Source organism: Streptomyces sp. ISL-10 (assembly GCF_018614575.1).
Lineage (GTDB): Bacteria > Actinomycetota > Actinomycetes > Streptomycetales > Streptomycetaceae > Streptomyces.
Map to the genome: position 1 here is coordinate 759,159 of NZ_JAGGOJ010000003.1, position 19,956 is coordinate 779,114.

Annotated in this window: 19 protein-coding genes and 1 tRNA gene; 14 read left to right on the plus strand and 6 right to left on the minus strand. The window is 69.3% G+C overall.

Annotated elements, in window-relative coordinates; genetic code table 11:
- The first annotated feature begins 47 nt into the window (after positions 1 to 47).
- The 6 genes from J7E88_RS04215 (at position 48) to J7E88_RS04240 (ending at position 5,885) form a co-directional block, all read left to right on the plus strand.
- Positions 48 to 1,253, plus strand: coding sequence for an MBL fold metallo-hydrolase (locus J7E88_RS04215; protein WP_215177503.1), 1,206 nt, complete (start codon positions 48 to 50; stop codon positions 1,251 to 1,253).
- 763 nt (positions 1,254 to 2,016) lie between these two features.
- Complete coding sequence (locus J7E88_RS04220) at positions 2,017 to 3,918, plus strand: ATP-binding protein (RefSeq protein WP_215177276.1); 1,902 nt, start codon at positions 2,017 to 2,019, stop codon at positions 3,916 to 3,918.
- Positions 3,919 to 3,925: 7 nt separating this feature from the next.
- Positions 3,926 to 4,360: a roadblock/LC7 domain-containing protein gene (locus J7E88_RS04225; protein ID WP_215177278.1), complete on the plus strand. Its 435-nt coding sequence runs from the start codon at positions 3,926 to 3,928 to the stop codon at positions 4,358 to 4,360.
- Between the two features lies 1 nt (position 4,361).
- The gene (locus J7E88_RS04230; protein WP_215177280.1) at positions 4,362 to 4,733 is read left to right on the plus strand and encodes a DUF742 domain-containing protein; all 372 of its coding nucleotides are present in this window, start codon (positions 4,362 to 4,364) and stop codon (positions 4,731 to 4,733) included.
- Positions 4,711 to 5,325 (plus strand): ATP/GTP-binding protein, encoded by a 615-nt coding sequence (locus J7E88_RS04235; RefSeq protein ID WP_215177282.1) that lies wholly within the window; start codon positions 4,711 to 4,713, stop codon positions 5,323 to 5,325. Before J7E88_RS04230 ends, J7E88_RS04235 begins: the two co-directional genes overlap by 23 nt.
- The gene (locus J7E88_RS04240) at positions 5,322 to 5,885 is read left to right on the plus strand and encodes a GAF domain-containing protein (RefSeq protein WP_215177284.1); all 564 of its coding nucleotides are present in this window, start codon (positions 5,322 to 5,324) and stop codon (positions 5,883 to 5,885) included. Before J7E88_RS04235 ends, J7E88_RS04240 begins: the two co-directional genes overlap by 4 nt.
- Positions 5,886 to 6,146: 261 nt before the next feature.
- Here J7E88_RS04240 and J7E88_RS04245 read toward each other — a convergent pair whose 3' ends face one another.
- Both J7E88_RS04245 and J7E88_RS37310 read right to left on the minus strand, forming a co-directional pair.
- A complete protein-coding gene (locus tag J7E88_RS04245; RefSeq protein ID WP_215177286.1) occupies positions 6,147 to 7,343 on the minus strand; it encodes an acyl-CoA dehydrogenase family protein in 1,197 nt (398 codons plus the stop codon).
- 601 nt (positions 7,344 to 7,944) lie between these two features.
- Positions 7,945 to 8,142: a substrate-binding domain-containing protein gene (locus tag J7E88_RS37310; protein WP_374196220.1), complete on the minus strand. Its 198-nt coding sequence runs from the start codon at positions 8,140 to 8,142 to the stop codon at positions 7,945 to 7,947.
- A gap of 285 nt (positions 8,143 to 8,427) precedes the next feature.
- Between J7E88_RS37310 and J7E88_RS04255 the strand changes: the two genes are divergently transcribed.
- Positions 8,428 to 8,796, plus strand: coding sequence for an MmcQ/YjbR family DNA-binding protein (locus tag J7E88_RS04255; RefSeq protein WP_215177288.1), 369 nt, complete (start codon positions 8,428 to 8,430; stop codon positions 8,794 to 8,796).
- Positions 8,797 to 8,830: 34 nt separating this feature from the next.
- On the opposite strand, the gene J7E88_RS04260 is transcribed toward J7E88_RS04255, so the two are convergent.
- The 3 genes from J7E88_RS04260 to J7E88_RS04270 are packed head-to-tail and all read right to left on the minus strand — an operon-like array spanning position 8,831 to position 11,002.
- Complete coding sequence (locus tag J7E88_RS04260; protein ID WP_215177290.1) at positions 8,831 to 9,277, minus strand: hypothetical protein; 447 nt, start codon at positions 9,275 to 9,277, stop codon at positions 8,831 to 8,833.
- Positions 9,246 to 10,253: a transketolase family protein gene (locus J7E88_RS04265; protein WP_215177292.1), complete on the minus strand. Its 1,008-nt coding sequence runs from the start codon at positions 10,251 to 10,253 to the stop codon at positions 9,246 to 9,248. Before J7E88_RS04265 ends, J7E88_RS04260 begins: the two co-directional genes overlap by 32 nt.
- 44 nt (positions 10,254 to 10,297) lie before the next feature.
- Positions 10,298 to 11,002 (minus strand): transketolase, encoded by a 705-nt coding sequence (locus J7E88_RS04270; protein WP_215177294.1) that lies wholly within the window; start codon positions 11,000 to 11,002, stop codon positions 10,298 to 10,300.
- A 150-nt stretch (positions 11,003 to 11,152) separates the two neighbouring features.
- On the opposite strand from J7E88_RS04270, the gene J7E88_RS04275 reads away from it, so the two are divergent.
- The 5 genes from J7E88_RS04275 to J7E88_RS04295 all read left to right on the plus strand — a co-directional run bounded on the left by J7E88_RS04275 (position 11,153) and on the right by J7E88_RS04295 (position 14,725).
- Positions 11,153 to 11,226, plus strand: a tRNA-Pro gene (locus tag J7E88_RS04275).
- 669 nt (positions 11,227 to 11,895) lie between these two features.
- Positions 11,896 to 12,204, plus strand: a complete 309-nt coding sequence (locus tag J7E88_RS04280) for a transposase (RefSeq protein WP_215177296.1) — start codon at positions 11,896 to 11,898, stop codon at positions 12,202 to 12,204.
- Positions 12,201 to 12,839, plus strand: coding sequence for an IS3 family transposase (locus J7E88_RS04285; RefSeq protein ID WP_215177298.1), 639 nt, complete (start codon positions 12,201 to 12,203; stop codon positions 12,837 to 12,839). Before J7E88_RS04280 ends, J7E88_RS04285 begins: the two co-directional genes overlap by 4 nt.
- 3 nt (positions 12,840 to 12,842) lie before the next feature.
- Positions 12,843 to 13,073, plus strand: a complete 231-nt coding sequence (locus tag J7E88_RS04290) for an integrase core domain-containing protein (protein ID WP_308307275.1) — start codon at positions 12,843 to 12,845, stop codon at positions 13,071 to 13,073.
- Between the two features lie 737 nt (positions 13,074 to 13,810).
- Complete coding sequence (locus J7E88_RS04295) at positions 13,811 to 14,725, plus strand: LPXTG cell wall anchor domain-containing protein (RefSeq protein ID WP_215177300.1); 915 nt, start codon at positions 13,811 to 13,813, stop codon at positions 14,723 to 14,725.
- Positions 14,726 to 15,286: 561 nt separating this feature from the next.
- On the opposite strand, the gene J7E88_RS04300 is transcribed toward J7E88_RS04295, so the two are convergent.
- Positions 15,287 to 16,273, minus strand: coding sequence for a methyltransferase domain-containing protein (locus J7E88_RS04300; protein WP_215177303.1), 987 nt, complete (start codon positions 16,271 to 16,273; stop codon positions 15,287 to 15,289).
- A 656-nt stretch (positions 16,274 to 16,929) separates the two neighbouring features.
- Here J7E88_RS04300 and J7E88_RS04305 point away from each other — a divergent pair.
- Positions 16,930 to 18,750, plus strand: coding sequence for a DUF4012 domain-containing protein (locus J7E88_RS04305; protein WP_251022032.1), 1,821 nt, complete (start codon positions 16,930 to 16,932; stop codon positions 18,748 to 18,750).
- 57 nt (positions 18,751 to 18,807) lie between these two features.
- The gene (locus J7E88_RS04310; protein WP_215177306.1) at positions 18,808 to 19,398 is read left to right on the plus strand and encodes a low molecular weight phosphatase family protein; all 591 of its coding nucleotides are present in this window, start codon (positions 18,808 to 18,810) and stop codon (positions 19,396 to 19,398) included.
- Positions 19,399 to 19,956: the final 558 nt, after the last annotated feature.

A 19,956-nucleotide genomic window follows, 5' to 3' on the forward strand; every position in this document is an offset into this window, starting at 1 on the left:
GAGGTGTCGTGACCGGCGCTGCTTCTCCCCACTCGCTGAGAGCCCGGATGCGTTCGCTCAGACCGCCCGCCTTCGGAGCCGACCCGGCCGGAGAGCGGATGGCCCGAATCCGCCGCTCCCCGAACTTCGCCGACGGTGTCTTCCGTAACCCGGAGGGCGCCCGGACCAGGCCCTCCGGCGGTTCCATGGTCGAATTCGCCAAGATCTACTTCCAGAAGGAGGCACGGGCCCGCCGGTCACCGCTCGGCGAAGTGCCCGTGCACCCCACGACCGTCGCCGACCTGGCCGCACCGCCCGCCTCCGGGCTGAGGCTGACCTGGACAGGCCACTCCAGCGTCCTCGCGGAGATCGACGGCCGCCGGGTGCTGTTCGACCCCGTCTGGGGCGAGCGCTGCTCCCCCTTCACCTTCGTCGGTCCCAAGCGGCTGCATCCCGTGCCCGCGCCGCTCGCGGCCCTCGGCACCGTCGACGTCGTGGTGATCTCCCACGACCACTACGACCACCTCGACCTCCCCACGATCCGGGCACTGGCCGGCACCGACACCGTCTTCGCCGTCCCGCTCGGGGTGGGAGCGCACCTGGAGCGCTGGGGTGTGGCTCCCGACCGGCTGCGCGAGCTGGACTGGAACGAGTCGGCCGATGTGCACGGCATCCGGCTGACCGCGACGCCGGCCCGCCACTTCTGCGGCCGCGGACTGCGCAACCAGCAGCACACCCTCTGGGCGTCCTGGGCGGTCGCGGGCCCCGAGCACCGGATCTACCACAGTGGCGACACGGGCTACTTCACCGGATTCCAGGACATCGGCGCGGAGCACGGGCCATTCGACGCGACCATGATCCAGATCGGCGCGTACTCCGAGTACTGGCCCGACATCCACATGACACCGGCCGAGGGCATGCGGGCCCACTTGGACCTCCAGGGCGGTACGCCGTCCGGTGTGATGCTGCCGATCCACTGGGGCACATTCAACCTGGCTCCTCACCCGTGGGCCGAGCCGGCCGAGGGGACGGTCACCGCCGCGGCCGGGGCGGGCGCGACGGTCGCGCTGCCCCGCCCGGGCGAGCCCTTCGAGCCGACGTCCGGATTCCTGCCGTCCGCGCCGTGGTGGCGCGCGGTTGCGCCGGCCCCGGCGGGCGGCTGGACCGCGTCGTCGGACGCGGCCGGGGCCACGGCACACGCCGTCACGGCACCGCAGGCGCCCTCGCCCCGGGACGAGGACACCGGCACCCCGGAGGCGGCGCCGTCCCGCTGACGCAGAGTGTGCGCCGTGCAAGAGCGAGGCCCCCGCGGGCAGGGCGGGGGCCGCTCCACTCGTAGGTGATCACGAGGAGTAGGAGCACGAGAGGCAGTCTTAGGGCCCGGCCACCCGGATCCCCCCGTCCCGCCCCTGGAGCCGGCCAGTCCTCCCCGGAGTCGAAGCCGCAGGCCTCGACTCCGCTCCCCGGACGAGGGGATCTCCGCGGCTCACGGTGTGGGACGCAGATCGTGACGTCTCGACACAGCGGACATGCCGGCTGGGGCAGCCCTGAACTCCGGTTCTGCACGCTGCCGGTGAGGGCGGTGCCGCCGCGTGCATCGGTGAACACATCGAAGATGCAGGTCGTCCGCCCGGAGCCTAAAGATCAGGACCGACATCTTCCCTGATGCGGATGCGGATGCGGATGCGGATGCGGATGCGGAAGCAGGGCAGCGGCTGTCTCCCTTCGAGGCGCGTTCGATCCCAGGTCAGGTGCCGGGCAGGCCGCCATGAAGCGGCGGGTGCCATCGGCCACCTCGTCCGGGACGGGGACCGCTTCATACTCCGTTGTCGGGCCGGCGTACGAGCCCTCATACCAGAACGGGACCAACTGCGGGGAAGTTTCTCAACTGCCCGCCGTACGTGTCCGCACGGCGACTACCGTGTGTGGCCGGTGATCCACAGTGGGCTCTCTTTCGTGTGCCCTCGGCCCGCCGTGCACCGACGTCGCCCAACCGCAGTACGCCGATTTCTGGGGACCCACGCACCAAGGACGCTGATGTCTCAACTACGCGCACCCGCCGCGCGGTCCGACCGCCGAGAGGGCGGACGTCACGGCCGGCCAGGCGCCCGCCACCTGTCGTCACCGGGGCGGGGGCAGACCTTCCCGGCGCCGCCGGAAGCTCGCATACGACCCCAACTCCTGCGCGCCGCGGTCCTGCCCACCGTGGTCGCCGCACTCAGCGGCACCGCAGCGGTGCTGTTCACCCTGCGCAGCGCGTCCCCCGAGCCGACCCTCGCCCTGTGGGTCGTGCTCCTGGGCATGGCCGCACTCGCCATGACGGCCGTGGCAGCCGCCGCCGTGGGCGCCGACCGCACGGCCAGGTCCCTGCTCGACCGCGCCTCCGCGCTGCGCCGCACGACCGCGCGCGGACAGGCCGAACTGCGTACCGTCGTCGACGGACTCCGCCGCGGCGAAGGGCCCCCGCCCCGCTGCAACCCCGTGCCGCCGATACCGGGCGCGGACGAATTCGACCTTCTGGCCGAGGAATTGAGCCGCTCGCACGACGCCGCCGTCGCGGCCGTCGTTCAGGCCGCCCGGCTGTCCAGCAGCGTCGGAAACGAGCAGAAGGTCGAGGTCTTCGTCAACCTCGCCCGGCGGCTCCAGTCGCTCGTCCACCGTGAGATCCAGTTGCTCGACGAGCTGGAGAACGAGGTCGAGGATCCCGAGCTGCTCAAGGGCCTGTTCCACGTCGACCACCTGGCGACCCGCATCCGCCGGCACGCCGAGAATCTCGCCGTCCTCGGCGGCGCCATCTCCCGCCGTCAGTGGTCCAACCCGGTCACCATGACCGAGGTGCTCAGGTCGGCGATCGCCGAGGTCGAGCAGTATCCGCGGGTCAAGCTGGTGCCGCCGGTCGACGGCACCCTGCGCGGGCACGCGGTCGCCGATGTGATCCATCTGCTGGCCGAACTCGTCGAGAACGCCACCCTGTTCTCGGCGCCGCACACCCAGGTCCTGCTGCGCGCCCAGCACGTAACGGCCGGGCTCGCCGTCGAGGTGGAGGACCGCGGCCTGGGCATGCCGCTCGGTGAGCAGGACAAGATGAACGCCCTTCTCACCGACCCCGACCAGGTCAACGTCGCGCATCTGCTGCAGGACGGGCGGATCGGCCTGTTCGTCGTCTCCGCGCTCGCCCGCCGGCACGGCATCGCCGTACGGCTCCAGTCCAACATCTACGGCGGTGTGCAGGCCGTTCTGGTCCTGCCGCAGAGCCTGCTCGGCTCCGATTCGAGCACGCTCGCCCAGAACGACGGCGAGCAGGCTTCGGCGGGGCGTATCGCGGCCACCGCACCGCCCCAGCTGCCGCAGACTCCGGCGGCCGCTCAGCCGCCGGTCCCGTCGCAGCCGCTCCCGGATGCACAGCCGCAGCCGTACCAGCAACCGCAACCGCAGCCGCACCACCAGCCGCAGCCGTACCAGCAACCGCAGCCCGACCGTGCTGACGCCCGCCCGCAGCCCGGGGCACAGCGCCAGCCGCGGTCGCTGCCCGGCCAGCGCGAACCCGTCCGCGTCTCGGACCGGCTTGCGCCCCTCCCCGTACGCGGCGAACACGGCGACCGGCCCAACCCGGCCGCCATGCAGCCCGGTTACGGCACCCAGGCTCATCACGACACAGCCGCCGGCTCCCGGCAGCCCGTCGGGGACCCGCTGCGGCCGCATGCCGCGGGCGACACCACGGGCCGGCCTCAGCTCCCCAAGCGCCGCAGCCAGGAGCACCTGGTGCCGCAGCTGCGCGACGCCCCCGCGCCCCGCAGGGACGACGACCAGGCCCTGCATGACCCGGGACTCATGGCCGCCTTCCAGCGCGGTATCGGCCTCGCCGCGTCGCAGCCGCCGGCCGAACCGCCCCCCGCACGATCCGACCTGCATCCCCAGGACACCACCATCAAGGAGTAGATGCACCATGGCGAGCGATGTGCCGTCCGGCCATGTCTCGGACCTCGACTGGCTGCTCAGCGGCCTCGTACAGCGTGTGCCCTACACACGCAACGCTGTACTGCTCTCCTCCGACGGCCTGGTGAAATCCGTGCACGGCTTGGACAACGACAGCGCGGACCACATGGCCGCCCTCGCCTCCGGCCTCTACTCGCTGGGCCGCAGCGCCGGAGCCCGTTTCGGCGACGGCGGCGAGGTGCGCCAGGTGGTCGTCGAGCTCGACTCCACTCTACTGTTCGTCTCCACGGCCGGCTCGGGCACCTGTCTGGCCGTGCTCGCCGGACGTGAGGCCGACGCCGCCGTGCTCGGATACGAGATGGCGATGCTGGTCAAGAGCGTACGGCCGTACCTGACCACGCCGGCCAGAGCGGCCGCGGGGACGCCGAGCGCTGCGGGGCAGTGACATGCCGGAGCCCAAGGACGGGCCGCTGCTGGACGACGCGGCCGGGCGGCTGATCCGTCCCTACACGGTCAGCGGCGGCCGCACCCGTCCGACGGCAGCGCTGGATCTGCTCAGCCTGGTGATGGCCACCGGATCGGTCCCGCAGGGACAACTCGGCCCCGAACACTCCGTGGCGCTCGGACTGTGCCACGGCCCCACCTCGGTCGCCGAGATCTCCGCGCACTTACGACTGCCGGCCATCGTCACCAAGGTGCTCCTGTCCGACCTCGTGGACTGCGGTGCCGTCACCGCGCGGGCACCGCGCACCCATGACACACCTACGGACCGTTCGCTGCTGGAGGCGGTGCTCGATGGCCTACGACGACGGCTCTGAAGCCGCTGACCTGTTTCCGACCGCGCTGAAGATCCTCGTCGCGGGCGGCTTCGGAGTGGGTAAGACGACGTTCGTCGGAGCGGTCAGCGAGATCGACCCGCTCAGCACGGAGGAACTCCTCACCCAGGTCAGCGCCGCCACCGACCGGCTGGACGGCATTGAGTCCAAGACGACGACCACCGTTGCCATGGACTTCGGCCGGATCACCCTGGACGCCCGTCATGTGCTCTACCTCTTCGGCACACCGGGCCAGGAGCGCTTCTGGTTCATGTGGGACGAGCTGTCCGAGGGCGCGCTCGGAGCGGTCGTCCTCGCGGACACCCGCCGACTGGAGGAGTCGTTTTCCGCGGTGGACTTCTTCGAACGGCGCGGCATCGGATTCGTCGTCGCCGTCAACGAGTTCGACGGGGCGTACCACTACGAGCCCGACGAGGTGCGCGCGGCGATCGACCTCAGGCCGGAGGTGCCGGTGGTGCTGTGCGACGCGCGGATCGCCGGCTCCGGGATCACGACCCTGGTCACTCTCGTCCAGCATCTGCTCACCACCATCCCTCAGCCCGCCCCGGCACCGAGCTATGGAGCACCGACATGACGTACGACCCCACCGGCCATCTGCTGCTGACCCCGGTCGACCGTGAGGCACCCGCCCGGGTGCGGCGGCTGCGCCAGCTCGGTTTCGGAGAACGGCCCGACCCGGCCTTCGACGACTTCGCCCACAAGCTCGCGGAGGTGACCGGCGCACCGTACTCGATGGTCAACTTCATCGACGAGAACCAGCAGTTCTTCGCCGGACTGCACACGCCGACCGGCACACACAGCGGCGGTGCCCCGGGCGCGGCAGGCGGTGAGGTCAGCCGCTTCATGGCCCGCGACCACGGCTACTGCCCCCACGTGGTCGTACGGCGCAAGGCGCTGGTGCTGGAGGACGTCTGCGACTACCCGCGCTTCGCCGGCAATCCAGTCGTCGACGAGATCGGCATCCGGTCCTATCTGGGGGCGCCGCTGATCGACCGCACGGGGATCGCCCTGGGCACGATCTGTGTGGTGGACACCGAGCCGCGGCCGTGGGGCAGGGCGGGGCTCGAGACCATCAAGTCCCTGGCCGCTGAGCTGATCGAGCAGATCCACCGGCGGGAGGACGGACGCATCTGAGGAGCCGGGCCCCGGGGTGCACGCTGCTCCCCGGGGTGACGTGTCTTCGGCGACCTCGCACCGCCGAGGCCTTCGCCGCCCGGCCGCGCAAGCTTTCGTCGGTCGACCCCCCTGCCGCCTTCACCAGTCGACCACCCAGTCCAACCGGCCGCGCAGCCCTTCGCCGGGCGCAGCAGGCGACAGCCTCTGCTCCCGGCCGCGGCCACCACCGCCGCCGAGCTCGTGTGCGGGGGCTGTTCTCGCGGCAGCGCTCCGGCTGCCTCAGCCGGTGGGCGTCATGCGTACGGCATCGGACAGCCGCTGCGACCACTGGCCCCTCGCCGTGCCGAGCGCGACCTCGGCCAGGCGGAGCAGTTGTACGTCGGAGGTTCCCGCGGGCGCGAACATGTGCAGCGCGTCCCGCATGTAGCGCTCGATCGGCCGGTCCGTGAACAGCCCGGCCGCGGCATGGATCTCCATGGCGTTGCGGGCCGAGTCGATCGCCGACTCCACATTGACCAGCTTGGCGTTCATCAGCTCCGCGTCGCACGGCATGCCCGCGTCGAGCAGATGCACCGCGTGGTAGGCGGCGAGCCTCGATGTCATCAGCCGTGACTGCATCGTGCCCAGCTTGAGCTTCACCGACGGCAGTTCGTGCAGCGGTTTGCCGTAGCGCCGGCGCTGTTCGCAGAACCGGGTGGTCTCCTCCAGGATCGCCCGGTGGATGCCGAGGGACACCGCAGTGAGGTTGGCACGTCCGTACAGAACGCTTGAGGAGTACGCCACGGACAGTCCGTCGCCCTCGTCGGCGAGGCGATTGGCGGCCGGGACACGGCAGTTGTCGAAGGAGAGCTCGCCGAAGCTGAAGCCGTGCAGCCCCATGGTGGGTTTCTGCTCGCCGATGCGGAAGCCCGGCCGGTCCGACTCGACGAGGAAGGCGGTCAGTCCGCGGGAGCCGGGACCGGTCCGGACCACGACGCCGTGGAGATCGCCGACGTGGCTGTTCCCCACGTACACCTTTCGGCCATTGAGGAGGTAGTCGTCGCCGTCGCGCACCGCGGTGGCGCTCATGCCGAGCACATGCCCGCCGGAGTCCGGCTCGGTGACGGCGATGGTCGGCAGGCATTCGCCGGCGGCTATCGCCGGCAGCCAGGTCTTCTTCTGCTCGTCGTTGCCGAAATGGACAATCTTGGCGACGCCCAACTGCGACGCCTGGACCATGGCGCCCATCGCCCCGCTGACCCGGGACAGCTCCTCGATGATGATGGTCTTGGCGAGGTGCCCGAGGGCCATCCCGCCGAAGTCGGCACCTATGGTGGCGCCGAGCCAGCCCTGCCGGGCAATCAACAGGGAGAGGTCCCGATCGACCGCGCGCGCCGCTTCCATGGCCGGAATACGCGGCCGCACCTCCCGCTCGGCGAAATCCCTTACCTGAGCGCGCAGCTGGTGATGCAGTCGACTGGCGAAGTAACCGTCCATCGCGAGCTCCCCTCCGCGTTACGCCTGTTCGCGCAGTTGTGCGAGCAGGTGGTGCATCGGCAGTGATCCCGTCCCGAACAGGCCGACACTTCAGCCTGTTGACCCTTCCCGACCGGAACAAGCTCGATGCCAACTTTGGCCGAAATCCAGAGCGCAGACGTTTGATTGAGGATATGGGCCGGGTGGGTACCACCCGTGTTCATGCCTGCCCGGGACCATTCCCCGTGGATCTCCTTCCGCCACATGCCAACGGCAAAAGGTGCGTCGGCATATGGCGGAGGAGGTTGGGGGATCGCCTCAGATGTATACAAGAGTGCCATCGGAGAACATCTGCAGGATCGATACAGCATCCAACTGGAACGAAAACAACTGTTCCTGATCGGTGCCGGACGAGTCGGCCCGGCGCATGGAGGCGGCGCACGGCGCACGGCCCCGGGAAGGCCCCTCATGGGCGCACGCCCCCGCGCGTACAGAACCGGACACTCCTGGAAGGTCATGCGCGCGGCCCGGCCGGAGGGGAGACCGCCGGGGGAGGGGAGACGCTTCCCGCAGCACGACCTCCCCGCCGATCCGCAGCACACGGGACCGCGGCCACCGTGGCTCACGCAGCGCGAGCGCCATCACCCCGCTGTCCCGTCCCGGCGAGCGGAAGGGCGACCGTGGCGAGCGCGGGGGACAGCTCCCGCACGAGCGGGACGTCGTCGAAGCCCGCGAGCGAGACGTCCTCGGGCACCCGTACGCCCTCCTCCCGGAAGGCCGCGAGCGCACCCACGGCCATCACATCGGTCACCGCGAACACGCGGGTGGGCAGCGGTCCCCGGGCCGGCGGCGCACGGGCGGCGGCGGTGTGGAAAGCGTTTTCTGAATCCGCGGGACAGCGAGGGTTCCGCTCCCACGGAGGGGCGATGGGCCGGAAGCGCCCACCATGTCGCGGCAGTTGGCGTGCGGCGGCCTGCTGCTGTGACTGCGGGCCTCAGGAGGCGCGGCGGCGGCGCGGGGTGGCGCGTCGCAGGTCGCGGGGAGCGTCAGTGGCGCGTCGTACGGGTCGCGGGCGAGTGTCAGTGGCGCGTCGTACGGTCGCTGTATGGCCACTGCCGACGACGTACGAAAAATCGCGCTGGCGCTGCCGGGCGCGATGGAGAAGCTGTCCTGGGGGATGCCCACCTTCCGGCTGGAGGCGGGCGGGCGGATCTTCGCCTCGCTGGACGACGACGACCGGGTGATGGGTGTGAAGTGCCCCAAGGAGGACCGGGAGGAGCTGATCACTGCCGAGCCGGAGAAGTTCTTCCTGCGCGCGGGCCACGACGACAACTACGCCTGGATCCGGGTGCGTCTGGGCGCGCTGGAGGACGAGGCCGAGCTGAGCGCGATCCTTCGGGACGCGTGGCGCCAGGCGGCCCCGCGCAAACTCCTCGACGCGCACCCGGAGCTCGCGGCACCTCCAAGGGGCTGAACGGCTGGGCGGCCGTCGCCGCGCGGGTGCGCTTTTACGGGGCAGCGCTCAAGGGTCCCCCTGCCTTGGTTCGCACTTCCCAGGTCTCGCTGTCCGAGATGTAAAGAGAGATGGGGCGTTCGAACCATGTGGAGGCTTCGGGCAGGTCGCGGATCAATGCCGGGATCTCCGGCTCGAACCTCAGCAGGGCCAGAGTCTTCCAGCCGTGATGGATCACGTCCCATGCGACGCCGAACTGCTGGGTCACGGCTACGACGGTGGTCGCAACCCAGACGACGTCCCTCTCGTCTGCGCGTCGGAAGCAGCAGTCGAAGCGCCTTCCCACCGGCACATCGGCGTAGTTGTACGAGAGGAAGAGGGCTTGCTCGTTCGCGGATCGGGGTGGGAAAGCCCGACCGAGAGCCGCGAGAGCACCCTCGCCCGCGCGACTCTCCACCAGCAGAATGCGTTCAGTGACCGCGGTGTCCTCTTCCGTCCTCATGCCGCCATTCTCGCGGCCTCCGCCGGCCGCCATCGGCCCCCTTGCCGGGACCTTCGCGTCGCCCCACGCGGTTCGGGAGATCACCCCTGATGAAGGAGACGATCCGCGCCCGCAGGCCCGCTGCGTCCAGCCCGTGGGCCGTCAGGTGTTCCTCGATCGTGCCGTACCTGCGCAGCTCGTGGCGGGCGACTCCGAGCCCCAGCACGCGGTGCGACACCTCCGCCAGGGCCTCGGCCGCCGATGCCGTGGACGTGCCCGCGAGATACGGCTCGACGATCACCACGTCTGCCGCGTCCCGCCGGACGGCCGACCGCAGTGTCGCGCCGTCGAAGGGGCGCACGGTCGTGGCGTACAGCACGGTGACGTCGAGGCCCTCCGTCGCCGCGAGCACGTTGTCGAGCATCGGGCCCACCGCGATCACGACCCCGCCCCGGCCCTCCCGTACGCTCAGGAAACCCCCGCCCGGCACCGGCCGGGGCTGAGCGTTGGACTGGTTCGACAGGCGGACGTACACCCGGTCGTCGCCCGCCACGGCCCTGCGCAGCAGCGCCTCCGCCTCGTCGGGGTGGCCGGGGACATGGACCGTCCAGCCCTCCAGGGTGTCCAGGAGCGCGACATCGCCGGGCGACATGTGCGTGAAGCCGCCGGCCGGCCAGTCGTACGACGCACCGGCGCTCACCAGCACGCCGCCCGCCCCTTGGTGGCCGAGGTCCAGCTTCACCTGCTCGAAGGGGCGCTCGACCAGAAAGCTCGCGAACGTGTGCATGATCGGCCGCATCCCGGTGAGCGCGATGCCGGCGCCGGCCCCGATGAGGAGCTGCTCGCGGATGCCGACATTGATCACCCGGTCCGGGTGGCGCCGCTGCGCGGCGTCGAAACCGTCCCGGCTGATCTCCGCGAGGACGAGCGCGAGCCGCGGGTCCTCGTCCAGCAGTCGCGTCGTGGTGGAGATGAAGCGGTCGCGCATCGTGTCCATCGTGGTGGTTCCCCTCGTGAAAGCGGTTGGAAGGCCGTGGGGCCTTAGGCGTTCTTGGGCTCGACCCGGGCGACGACGACCCTCGGCCGGCCGGGATGCTGTGCGGTGAAGGCCGTGTGCAGCGCCTCGTGGTCGCGGCCGTCGACCGTCGCGGCCGACCAGCCGGCCGCCTCGAAACGGGAGACGATGCCGCCCGGCCGGCCGTACGTCGCGGACGAGTTGTCGATCACCAGCGTGTGCAGCTGCTCCAGGCCGGCCGGTCCCGCATAGGCGATCGCCTCGTGGTTGCTGCCCTCGTCGAGTTCGGCGTCGCCGATCAGCACCCACACCCGCGGGTCGGTCAGGCCCTGCGCCCGCAGGCCCAGCGCGGTGCCGACGGCGAGCGGGAGTCCGTGGCCCAGGGAGCCGCTGCCGATCTCGGCGCCGGGCACGAGTGTGCGGTCGGGGTGGTGCCCGAGCGGGGAGTCGTACGAGCCGAAGCCCGGCAGCCACTCCTCGGGAAGGAAGCCCTTGGCCGCGAGCACGGCGTAGTACGCCATGGGGCCGTGCCCCTTCGAGAGCAGGAAACGGTCGCGGGCGGGGTCGTCGGCGGTCTGGGGCGTCACCCGCAGTACGCGGTCGTACAGGACCCACAGGGCGTCGAGGGTGGAGGTCGCGGCGGGACCGTGCTTCTCGTCGCCGGTCATCAGGGCCATGAGGCGGTTCAGGTCGCGGAAGCCGGCTGCCGGGACGGTGCGTGTCGTCGTCATGACCACCACCGTGCAACCTGAAGTTTGGTTGAGGTCAACCATGTCGCGATCGGGCGGGAACGGCGCAATACGGGTTCGTGACCACCGGGCCGAGTGCGGTATTGTTCTCATGCGCGTGCAGCCGGGGGAAATCCCAGGTCACACGGGCACCGGGACGTGGCGCAGCTTGGTAGCGCACTTGACTGGGGGTCAAGGGGTCGCAGGTTCAAATCCTGTCGTCCCGACTTGAAAAAGTCGCAGGTCAGGGGCCGTTTCAGAGCAATCTGAAACGGCCCTTTGGTCATCCTTGGGGACCCGTCGGAGCCGGCCTGTTCGACCGCGTCGGGTGACGGCGGCGATCTGCACCGTAGCGAGCGTGGGGCCGCAGCGTGCCGATGTGGGCGGAGGACCGGCTCCGGCAGCTGTGATCTTGTGGACGCCGGGGGACAGGCAGCGTCGGGTGGTCCTCAGCGAACCGTGCCCGGTGATCTTGCGCAGCGCATACACCTGGACCCGGCCTCGGTGAACCAGGTCAGGCCCAGACCACGGTGCGTCCCGATGCCAGCCCGCACCTCGTGCCCGTCGGTGTCACCGTTGACTCCGAACGCCGAATTCGATCGTGTCTCGCCCGCAAGTCAGAGAGAAAATCGCCAATTCCCTTGGCCACATCCGACTCAGACGCAGCGGCGTAGCAACAGTGTCCAATAATGCGGGGGGACACCTCATTCCGCACTCGTGCGACCAGCCTGGACAGCCGGGCTCTCTGGTGGGACTCCCCGGCTCTTGGGCGTCGGCTGGGACACATTCGCCGGTGGTCTCGCGAGAGTTCTGTACTCGTTCCTGCTGGAAGTTGGGCTTGATCCGCTTTGTCGGACATCTGAGATCAGGGGTTCTGCCCCGGGAGGATGTCCATCATGGAGAGCATGGGGAAGAAGAAGCCTCGGCCTCGTCGTTCGTTCACGCCGGAGTTCAAGGCCGAGATCGTCGAGCTGTGCCGACGCGGTGACCGCTCGGTCGGTCAGATCGCCAAGGACTTCGATCTGACTGAGACCGCGGTGCGGCTGTGGGTCAGCCAGGCCGAGGTCGACGCGGGCGAGCGGGACGGCCTGACCAGCGGTGAACGCGAGGAACTGGCAGCCCTGCGACGGGAGAACCGCCGTCTGCGCGAGGATGTCGAGGTCCTCAAGCGTGCGACGGCTTTCTTCGCGAAGGAGACCCGGTGACGGTCCACCCGTTCATCGAGGCGGAGAAGCGTGCAGGTCACAACGTCAAACGGGCGTGTGAGCTGCTGAAGGTCTCCCGGACCGCCTTCTATGCCCGCCGCACCGGCACGCCCGGTCCACGCGCGGTCCGTGATGCCGAACTGGCGGCACAGATCACCGACGTCCACACACGATCGCGGGGAACCTATGGTGCCCCGCGCGTCCATGCCGTGCTCAAGCGGGCGGGTGCCGGGTGCGGGCGGCGCCGGGTCGCGCGGCTGATGCGGGCAGCCGGCCTGCAAGGCAGGCATCGCAGACGGCGGCACCTGACGACGGTCCCCGATCCACGAGCTGCCCTGCGGCCCGATCTCATCGTCCGCGACTTCCAGCCCGACCCCAACGGGCTGAATACCCGCTGGTGCGGCGACATCACCTACATCGCCACGGACGAGGGCTGGCTCTACCTGGCCACCGTCATCGACATCGCCTCCCGCCGCGTGGTCGGCTGGGCAACGGCTGATCACTTGCGGACCGATCTGGTCGCCGATGCCCTCACGGCCGCCTGCCGACAACGTCGCCCCATCGATCCGGTGATCTTCCACTCGGACCGCGGCTGCCAATACACCAGTCAGCAACTCGCCTCACTGGCAGGCTAGTTGGTGGTCCGCCTGTCGGTCGGCCGCACCGGCCAATGCTGGGACAACGCACTCGCCGAGTCGTTCTTCGCCACTATCAAACGCGAGTTGCTCGACACCACCGCCTGGCCCAGCCGGGCCACCGCCCGCACCGCGATCTTCGATTTCATCGAGGGCTGGTACAACTTGCATCGTCTGCACAGCAGCCTCGGCTATCGCAGTCCCGCCGAATACGAGACCGCACTCGCAGCCTGACCACCACACCAATGGTGTCCGTCAAAGCGGAACAAACTCAAAGTTCCACTCCATCGTTTGCACCGCGCCGTGCGGGTCCCTCGAATTCATCCGCTTCTCCTGCTCGGGGTTTCTGCCGGTACTTGCCGCCTTCGATCTGAGCACCGCTGGCCAGCTGTTCTGCGCGCTGGTGGTGCTTCCCTGGCTCGTCCTGCTCGGTGCAAAGCCCGAGCCGCAGGGGGCACGGCCTGTCTGTGCAGCAGAGCGGACTCGCCTCCTACGCGGTGTACGCCCTGCACAAGAGGCTGACCGCATGCATGCATCGTGCAGATGCGGATCACTGGCCACATGAGTACTCATGCTCACCCTCACCCGGAGGGGGCGAGGAGACGGGCGCTCCGCGGGATCGCCGCACTGCCTCGCCGCGCCAGCGGCGACACACGACGGACCACAGCAGATCCGGGCCGCGATCGCGATCGGTGAGGGCCACACGAGTGCAACTCGTACACCGTCCTGACGAGCCTCGTGCCGCGCCTGTTTCGGCGGAGCCGTCCACGTCTATGGATCCGGTGCTTGGACGGCAGACGTCATGTGTGCCTTCGAATGCGAACACAGACCGGGTCGGTGTCCGGAATACACGGCCACGGCGGGAAACGGACACGGCAGACAGCTCTGTCCTGCAACGCGGTTCGAACCTCCATATCGACAACAAGACATTCAACTCTGAAATCAAGCGTCGTCCGAAGGAGCCCAAAACCATGCCCAGACGCTCCGGATGGCGAGTCGCCCTGGCCGCCTCCACCGTAGGCCTCGTTGCCGCAGCTCCCTTCATCGCTGCGGAGCCGGCGCTCGCTCAGTACCCACCAGCCCCAAGCCTTACGCTCGATGACGTCACCCTCGCTCCCGGCGATGAGGTCGACTTCGTCGCGACCGGCTTCGATCCGAACGAAGAGGTCGAATCAAGTCTCGTCCCCGACGGAGACGGAGACGGCGCCGCCGGATCGGTGAACACGGCCGCACTGAGAGGAACCCCCGCATTCCCGGCGCCCCTTTCGGTCGTACGCGCCGACGACGGCGACAAGGGTGACAAAGGCGACGACGACGGCCACGACGACGGCGACGACGACGGCGACGACGGCCTGGCGGTCGTGCCACTCGGTACCCACTTCGCGGACGGGAATGGCCGCGTGGCCGATTCGGTCACCATTCCCGAGGACACCAAGCCCGGCGACTACGACTTCACTCTCGAAGGTCTTGAGTCGGGTCTCGTACTGACCGCCGCGGTGACCATCGAAGGTGACGACGACGGCGACCACGGTGACGACGGCGACCACGGTGACGACGGCGACCACGGCCGACCCGGCCACGGTGACGACGACCACGGCGACGACGACCACGGCCGCGGTGACGACGACCACGGCCGCGGTGACGACGACCACGGCCGACCCGGATCCGACGACAACAGCCACGACGATTCCCATGACCAGAAGGGGAACCACGACGACTCGGGCAGCGGCGGCAAGTCGTCCGATCACGACGGCTCCTCGCTCGCCAAGACCGGCTCATCGGACCAAACGGTGGCCATGCTCGCCGCGGCAAGCGGCCTCGTGCTGCTCGGCGGAGGATCTCTGGTCCTCGTGAAGCGTCGGCGTTCGGCGGCTCAGCAGAAGTAAGTCGAATTCCTGCGCGTGACATCGGCAGAATCTCGGACAGCACACAGCTGTCCGAGATTCTGTCTGCCTGACGCGACGAGCCATACCGAGCGGCCAACGCGAGGGCTGTTCGCTGCCGATGACCCGCTTCTCCAGCGCCGCTGACGTGGCCGAGCCAACGAGCGGTGTGCTGTGAGACATGGCGTGATACGCGAGTGTCAAACGCCAGAGCCCTGCTGGAGCCGCTCGAGGAAGTGCGCCTAGCTACGGCGGGTGGCCCACGCACCGTTGCCTCCGAGCCGCCGCGCACACGGAGCGAGTGGCCATTGCGGCAGGAGAGCCAACGTTGCCATCTCCTCGGTCCCGCTGCGGCCATACAAGCTGGCCGTGTTGCGCTCCTGGTCGGCACGCGATGCTGGGATCACGCGTGGCGCAGCGCCAGCAGCGAGGTGGCCCCCGGATGGCATCGCGCAGGCGGCGAGAGCAAACACGCCGACAAGACTGTGACGCACTCCGCGCGGAGCGCCGGTCGGAATGATCCGACACTGCCTCCCACGTTCTTCCGGCGTTCTGGTCAGTGTTCTACTTCGTGCCCCGGATGACATAGAGGCCGCGAATGCGCTCGATGGTGAAATCGCTCAGGTCGAGCTCGGTGCACCAGCGCTCGAGTCGGCGTCGCGGCTGAGGCCGCTCGAACTGGGGCGACAGCCAGTCGAAGGTGTCCAGGATCGACCAGGTGCGCAGGGTTTCGGCGTCCGTCAACCCGAGGTGGCGGTGATTGGCGACGGGAACCAGTCTCGTCAGGTAGTCGCCCACTCGTGGGACCGCGCTGAGACGCATGGACAGTGGCAGCAGCCGCGGAGCAGCGGACTGGACGGCGCTGTACAGCTTGGGGGGAGGAATTCGCTTGGTGACGGGCCGCAGCAGGTGCCGGAGATGCGGATAGGCGACGATCGCTGCGTACACGTCGACGCAGAATTTTCCACCGGGCCGCAGGTAACGCATGAGCGTCTTGAAAGTCCGCTCGACATCAGGCGTGTGCTGGATCACCCCGATGCAGACAAGGTAGTCGAACGACTCCTCCATCAGCGGCAGGTCATAAATGCTTGCCTGGAACAGTCGTAGATCGGTAAACCGGGAATTGGACGCGGCGTTGGCATCCACCGCGTTGGAGATATCGAAGGAGGTGACGACAGCGCCGGTCTGGCAGAGCACCTCAGTGAACCGTCCGGCGCCGCTTCCACACTCGAGGACTTCGCGGCCCTCGAGCTCGTCGGCGCTCCAGCCGCTCTCCCGCAGTAGTCGGTCTCTGGAGATCGGGAGTCCCACATGCGAGTCGAGCTGGGTAAGTCGATGCAGATTCCACTGGTATCCGAACGACTTGCCATAGTTTTCCTCAGGGACGAACCTCGGGATCCCATCCCGCACCGGATAGGTACGTCCGCACCCCTCACAGATCAGCGCAGTCTCTCTATGAAGCTGCATGAGGCAGTTAGGGCAACGAAGCGCCTCGAACCAGCGACAGTCCCGATTATGTTCCGGGAGGCTGTCAGTCAATTTCATGGACATGTGGAACAGGCTAAGTGATCCCCCGCTTTTGTGTGGGCAAGTACTCGGGTGTTTCGTTATCGCCGGAGAAAGTCGGTGACGATTCGGCAGGACTCCCGGTGGTGGGCGAGGGGTTGCTCGGCGACCAACCGCCTCCGCGACGCGGCCCTTCGCGGCCCTGAGCCGGTTGATGCGTCCGGCATGCGCGGCGAGCGCGGAGTGCCTGACTGCTTGCCAGACGGGTTTACGAGCGCCCCCGTCCTGTTGATGAGTTCCGCAGACCTTGTTTGGCCGGAAACGTCACCGTCTATGGATCCCCGTATCGGATTTCGGTCGGTCCAGGCCATGGGCCACCGGCTACCAGCTGTCCGGCCACGGGTGCTCGGCACTCCAAGCCGACAACCGCTCATTCCCCGGTCGCGCGTCTGCTGAAGGAGCCCTAAGAATGCCTAGACGTCCTGGATGGCGGGTGCCCCTTGCCGCCGCCCCCGGCCACGACGGCGTATTCTCCGGTCACGTTGAGGAGGGCCGTGGGCCGGCACACCCCAATGCCTCGGGCAGCCCGGTCTCTTTGGCTGCCGCCGCAGACGGTTTGCTCTTCGCCGGCGGTTCGCGGGTGGTCGCCGGCTGCCGATGTGCCCGCACCGGATGCGGTTGAGAGACCGACGATGCCGTCAATGCCTCGCATCAAGCCGGCCGCCTTCATGACATCCATCCGTCGGACCAAGCTGTGGATCTGGGGGGCGGCAGCCTTCCTCGTCGCCGGCGCGGGTTGGGTGCTGGTCACGGGTCTGTACGCCCGCAGCGAGCTGCTTGCGGCGCAAAAGGACCTGGAATCGCTGCGGAACACAGTGACGGCGCCCCCGCAGGAGGCGGCCGCGGGAGACGTCGAGGGCCGCTGGGCCCGGGCCGAATCGCCGGCCCGGTCTGCCGCGGCGCACGCGGCTCGGGCACGGCGGCTGACCACCGGACCGGCGTGGTTCGTGGCCGCGCATGTCCCCGTGCTTGGGGGCCCTTTCGAGACCGTGCGCGGGACGGCCAATGCCCTCGACCAGCTGACCGGCAAAGTCCTGCCGGCGGTTGTACGAACGGCAGGCGACCTCACCGAGAGTGCCGGCGCCGACGGCGGCCACCTCAACCTCTCCGTGCTGCGCAGGGCCGCGCCGGCTCTTGAGGAGGCGTCGCGCAGGGTCGTCGCGGTTCGTTCCGAGACGCGCGGACTGCCGCGCCAGACCTGGCTGCCCGCCACCGACGAGGCCCGGGCGCGCCTGCTCGAGGGGCTGGACCGGATGGTGCCCCTCGTGGACGACGCCGCAACCGGAGCCCGGCTCCTGCCGGCGATGCTGGGGGAGGACGGTCCGCGGCGTTACTTCCTGGTGTTCCAGAATCCTGCGGAAGCCCGAGGAACCGGCGGAATGCCAGGTGCCCACGCCATGCTGACGGCCGACAGGGGGGCGCTGGCACTGACGAGCTTCGGGCACGACGGAGAGATGGTGACCGCCCGGCCCAAGGTCGACCTCGGTGCCGAGTTCAACGCTATGTACGCAGTGGCCGACCCGGTGAACACATGGCCCAACTCCAACATGAGCCCGCACTTCCCCTACGCGGCGCGCATCTGGTCGGCCGCCTGGCTGGACAGAAGCGGCGAGCGTGTCGATGGCGTGCTCTCCGTGGATCCGGCTGTCCTCGCCCGCCTGCTGGCGGCTTCGGGGCCAGCGCAGACCAGCGACGGAACGGTGGTCTCTGCGGACACCGTCGTGGAGATCAGCGAGCGCACCAACTACGTGACGTACGCGGACCCGCTGCAGCGCAAGGCATTCCTCCTCGAGGTGGCACGGGCCGCCGCAGGGCGGTTGCTGACCGCGGCCGAGGACCCGCGGCTTCGGCCCGGCCTGCTGACAGCCCTGTACGAGGTGCTGGGCAACGGGCAGATCAATGCCTGGAGCACCCGCCCCGACGAGCAGCGGGAACTGGAGTCACGGCCCGTCGGCGGCTCCCTGCCGCACGGGCCGGAGCCCTACGCAGGACTGGTGGTCAACAACGCAGCCGGCACCAAACTGGACTACTACTTGGACCGCACCCTGGACTGGCACGTCGGCCGGTGCACCGCCGCGGGCCGCGAGGTGACCGTGAAGGCAGTGCTCACCAACCGTGCGCCGTCCTCCGGACTTCCCTCCTACGTCACTCACCGCATGGACAAGACCCCCTACGCGACGCGCAGGGGTGACAACCGGCTGCTGGTGTCCTACTACGCGACCTCCGGAGCGAGGCTCAAGAAGGCGACCGTGGACGGGCGGCCCACTCTGCTGTCATCCGGCCGCGAACGAGGACACCCGGTGTACACGCTCGATGTAGAAGTCCCTGCTGGTGGCAGCCGTACGGTGATGCTGCGTCTGCTGGAGCCTCCGACCGACCGGTCGCCCGCGGTGCTGCACCAGCTGCTGCCCCGCCCCCTGAAGGCCACCGTGCACCCTTTCCCGCCCTGCCCCGCAACCTGAGTGCCTCGTCGGCGGTGGGGGGCGGGTCCTGAGGCTTCTGGGGTGGATACTGACGTCATGCCTGACTCATCCCTCCCCGCGGCGCACCAGGCCCGGTTCCGGGTGCTGACCGTCTGCACGGGCAACCTCTACCGGTCACCCGTCGCCGAGTGCCTTCTGAGACGGCGGCTGGCTCCCCTGTTGGAGGCGATCCACGTGAGCAGCGCGGGCACGGCCGCGACCCCAGGGGTGCCGGTCGCTGCCACCGCTGCGTCCCTGCTCGGAATGGCTGCGGACCTGCCGGGTACGGTCACCCGCCGATTGACGGCAGGGTTGGTCGAGAGTGCCGATCTCGTGCTCGGAGCCGCCACCGAACACCGCGAGGCCGCTGTACGGCTTTCTCCCGTACGGGCGTTGTCCCGGGCCTTCAGTCTGCGCGAGTTCGCGCGGCTGGTGCGGGCCGAGGACGCGGCCGGGCTGGTGGACCCGGCGGCGCGGCTCACTGCACTGGTGAAGGGAGCGGCGGCTCGCCGCGGTTCGGCCGGGGCGGACGTGAGCGATGACGATGTGGCCGATCCCCTCGGCGCGAGGCCCCCGGAGGTGCGGGAGGTTTTCCGGAGGATCGAGGAGTCGGTTGACCGGATCGCAGCCGTGCTGCTGTCACGCTGAGGCATACAGTCGTTACCCGTCCGCCGTCACTCGTGCGCATGGGCGCCTGTCTCGGCCGAGCGCCGGTCACCCGCGCCTACCGGGCTGTAGGCCGACGTCCGACGTGCGGCTTCCTGAGGCACCCGGAGGCACGCGTAGACCGTGATGGCCGCCCGTGTGATGCAGTAGCGGGATGGCGGCGCCGTGCATGAGCGAAAGGCAGCCGAGTGAGACCCAGATGGGCGCCGTCACCACGATGTTCCCAAGGTCGTTGGCGAACGGAATCTCCAGCGCGTAGGTCGGACACAGCGACTGGAGCACCGCCCGGACCGGGGCGTGGCGCCGGCTTGAAGGAATTCGGCGACGCCCGCGCCCGTGCCGGCGGCGCAGCACGTGACGGAACGAGGGCTCGGAGGAGCGACCGTGGAAGTCGCCAGGGCGCCGAGCCCCGTCAAGAGGCAGGCGAGGTCGGCCCACGACCGCTCCGATGTCTGCGCACCTGAGGCATGAGAAGCTCCACACGACCACGAAAGCAGTGGGCATGATGAGCACGAAGTGCACGCGCGGCCGGAAACCGGT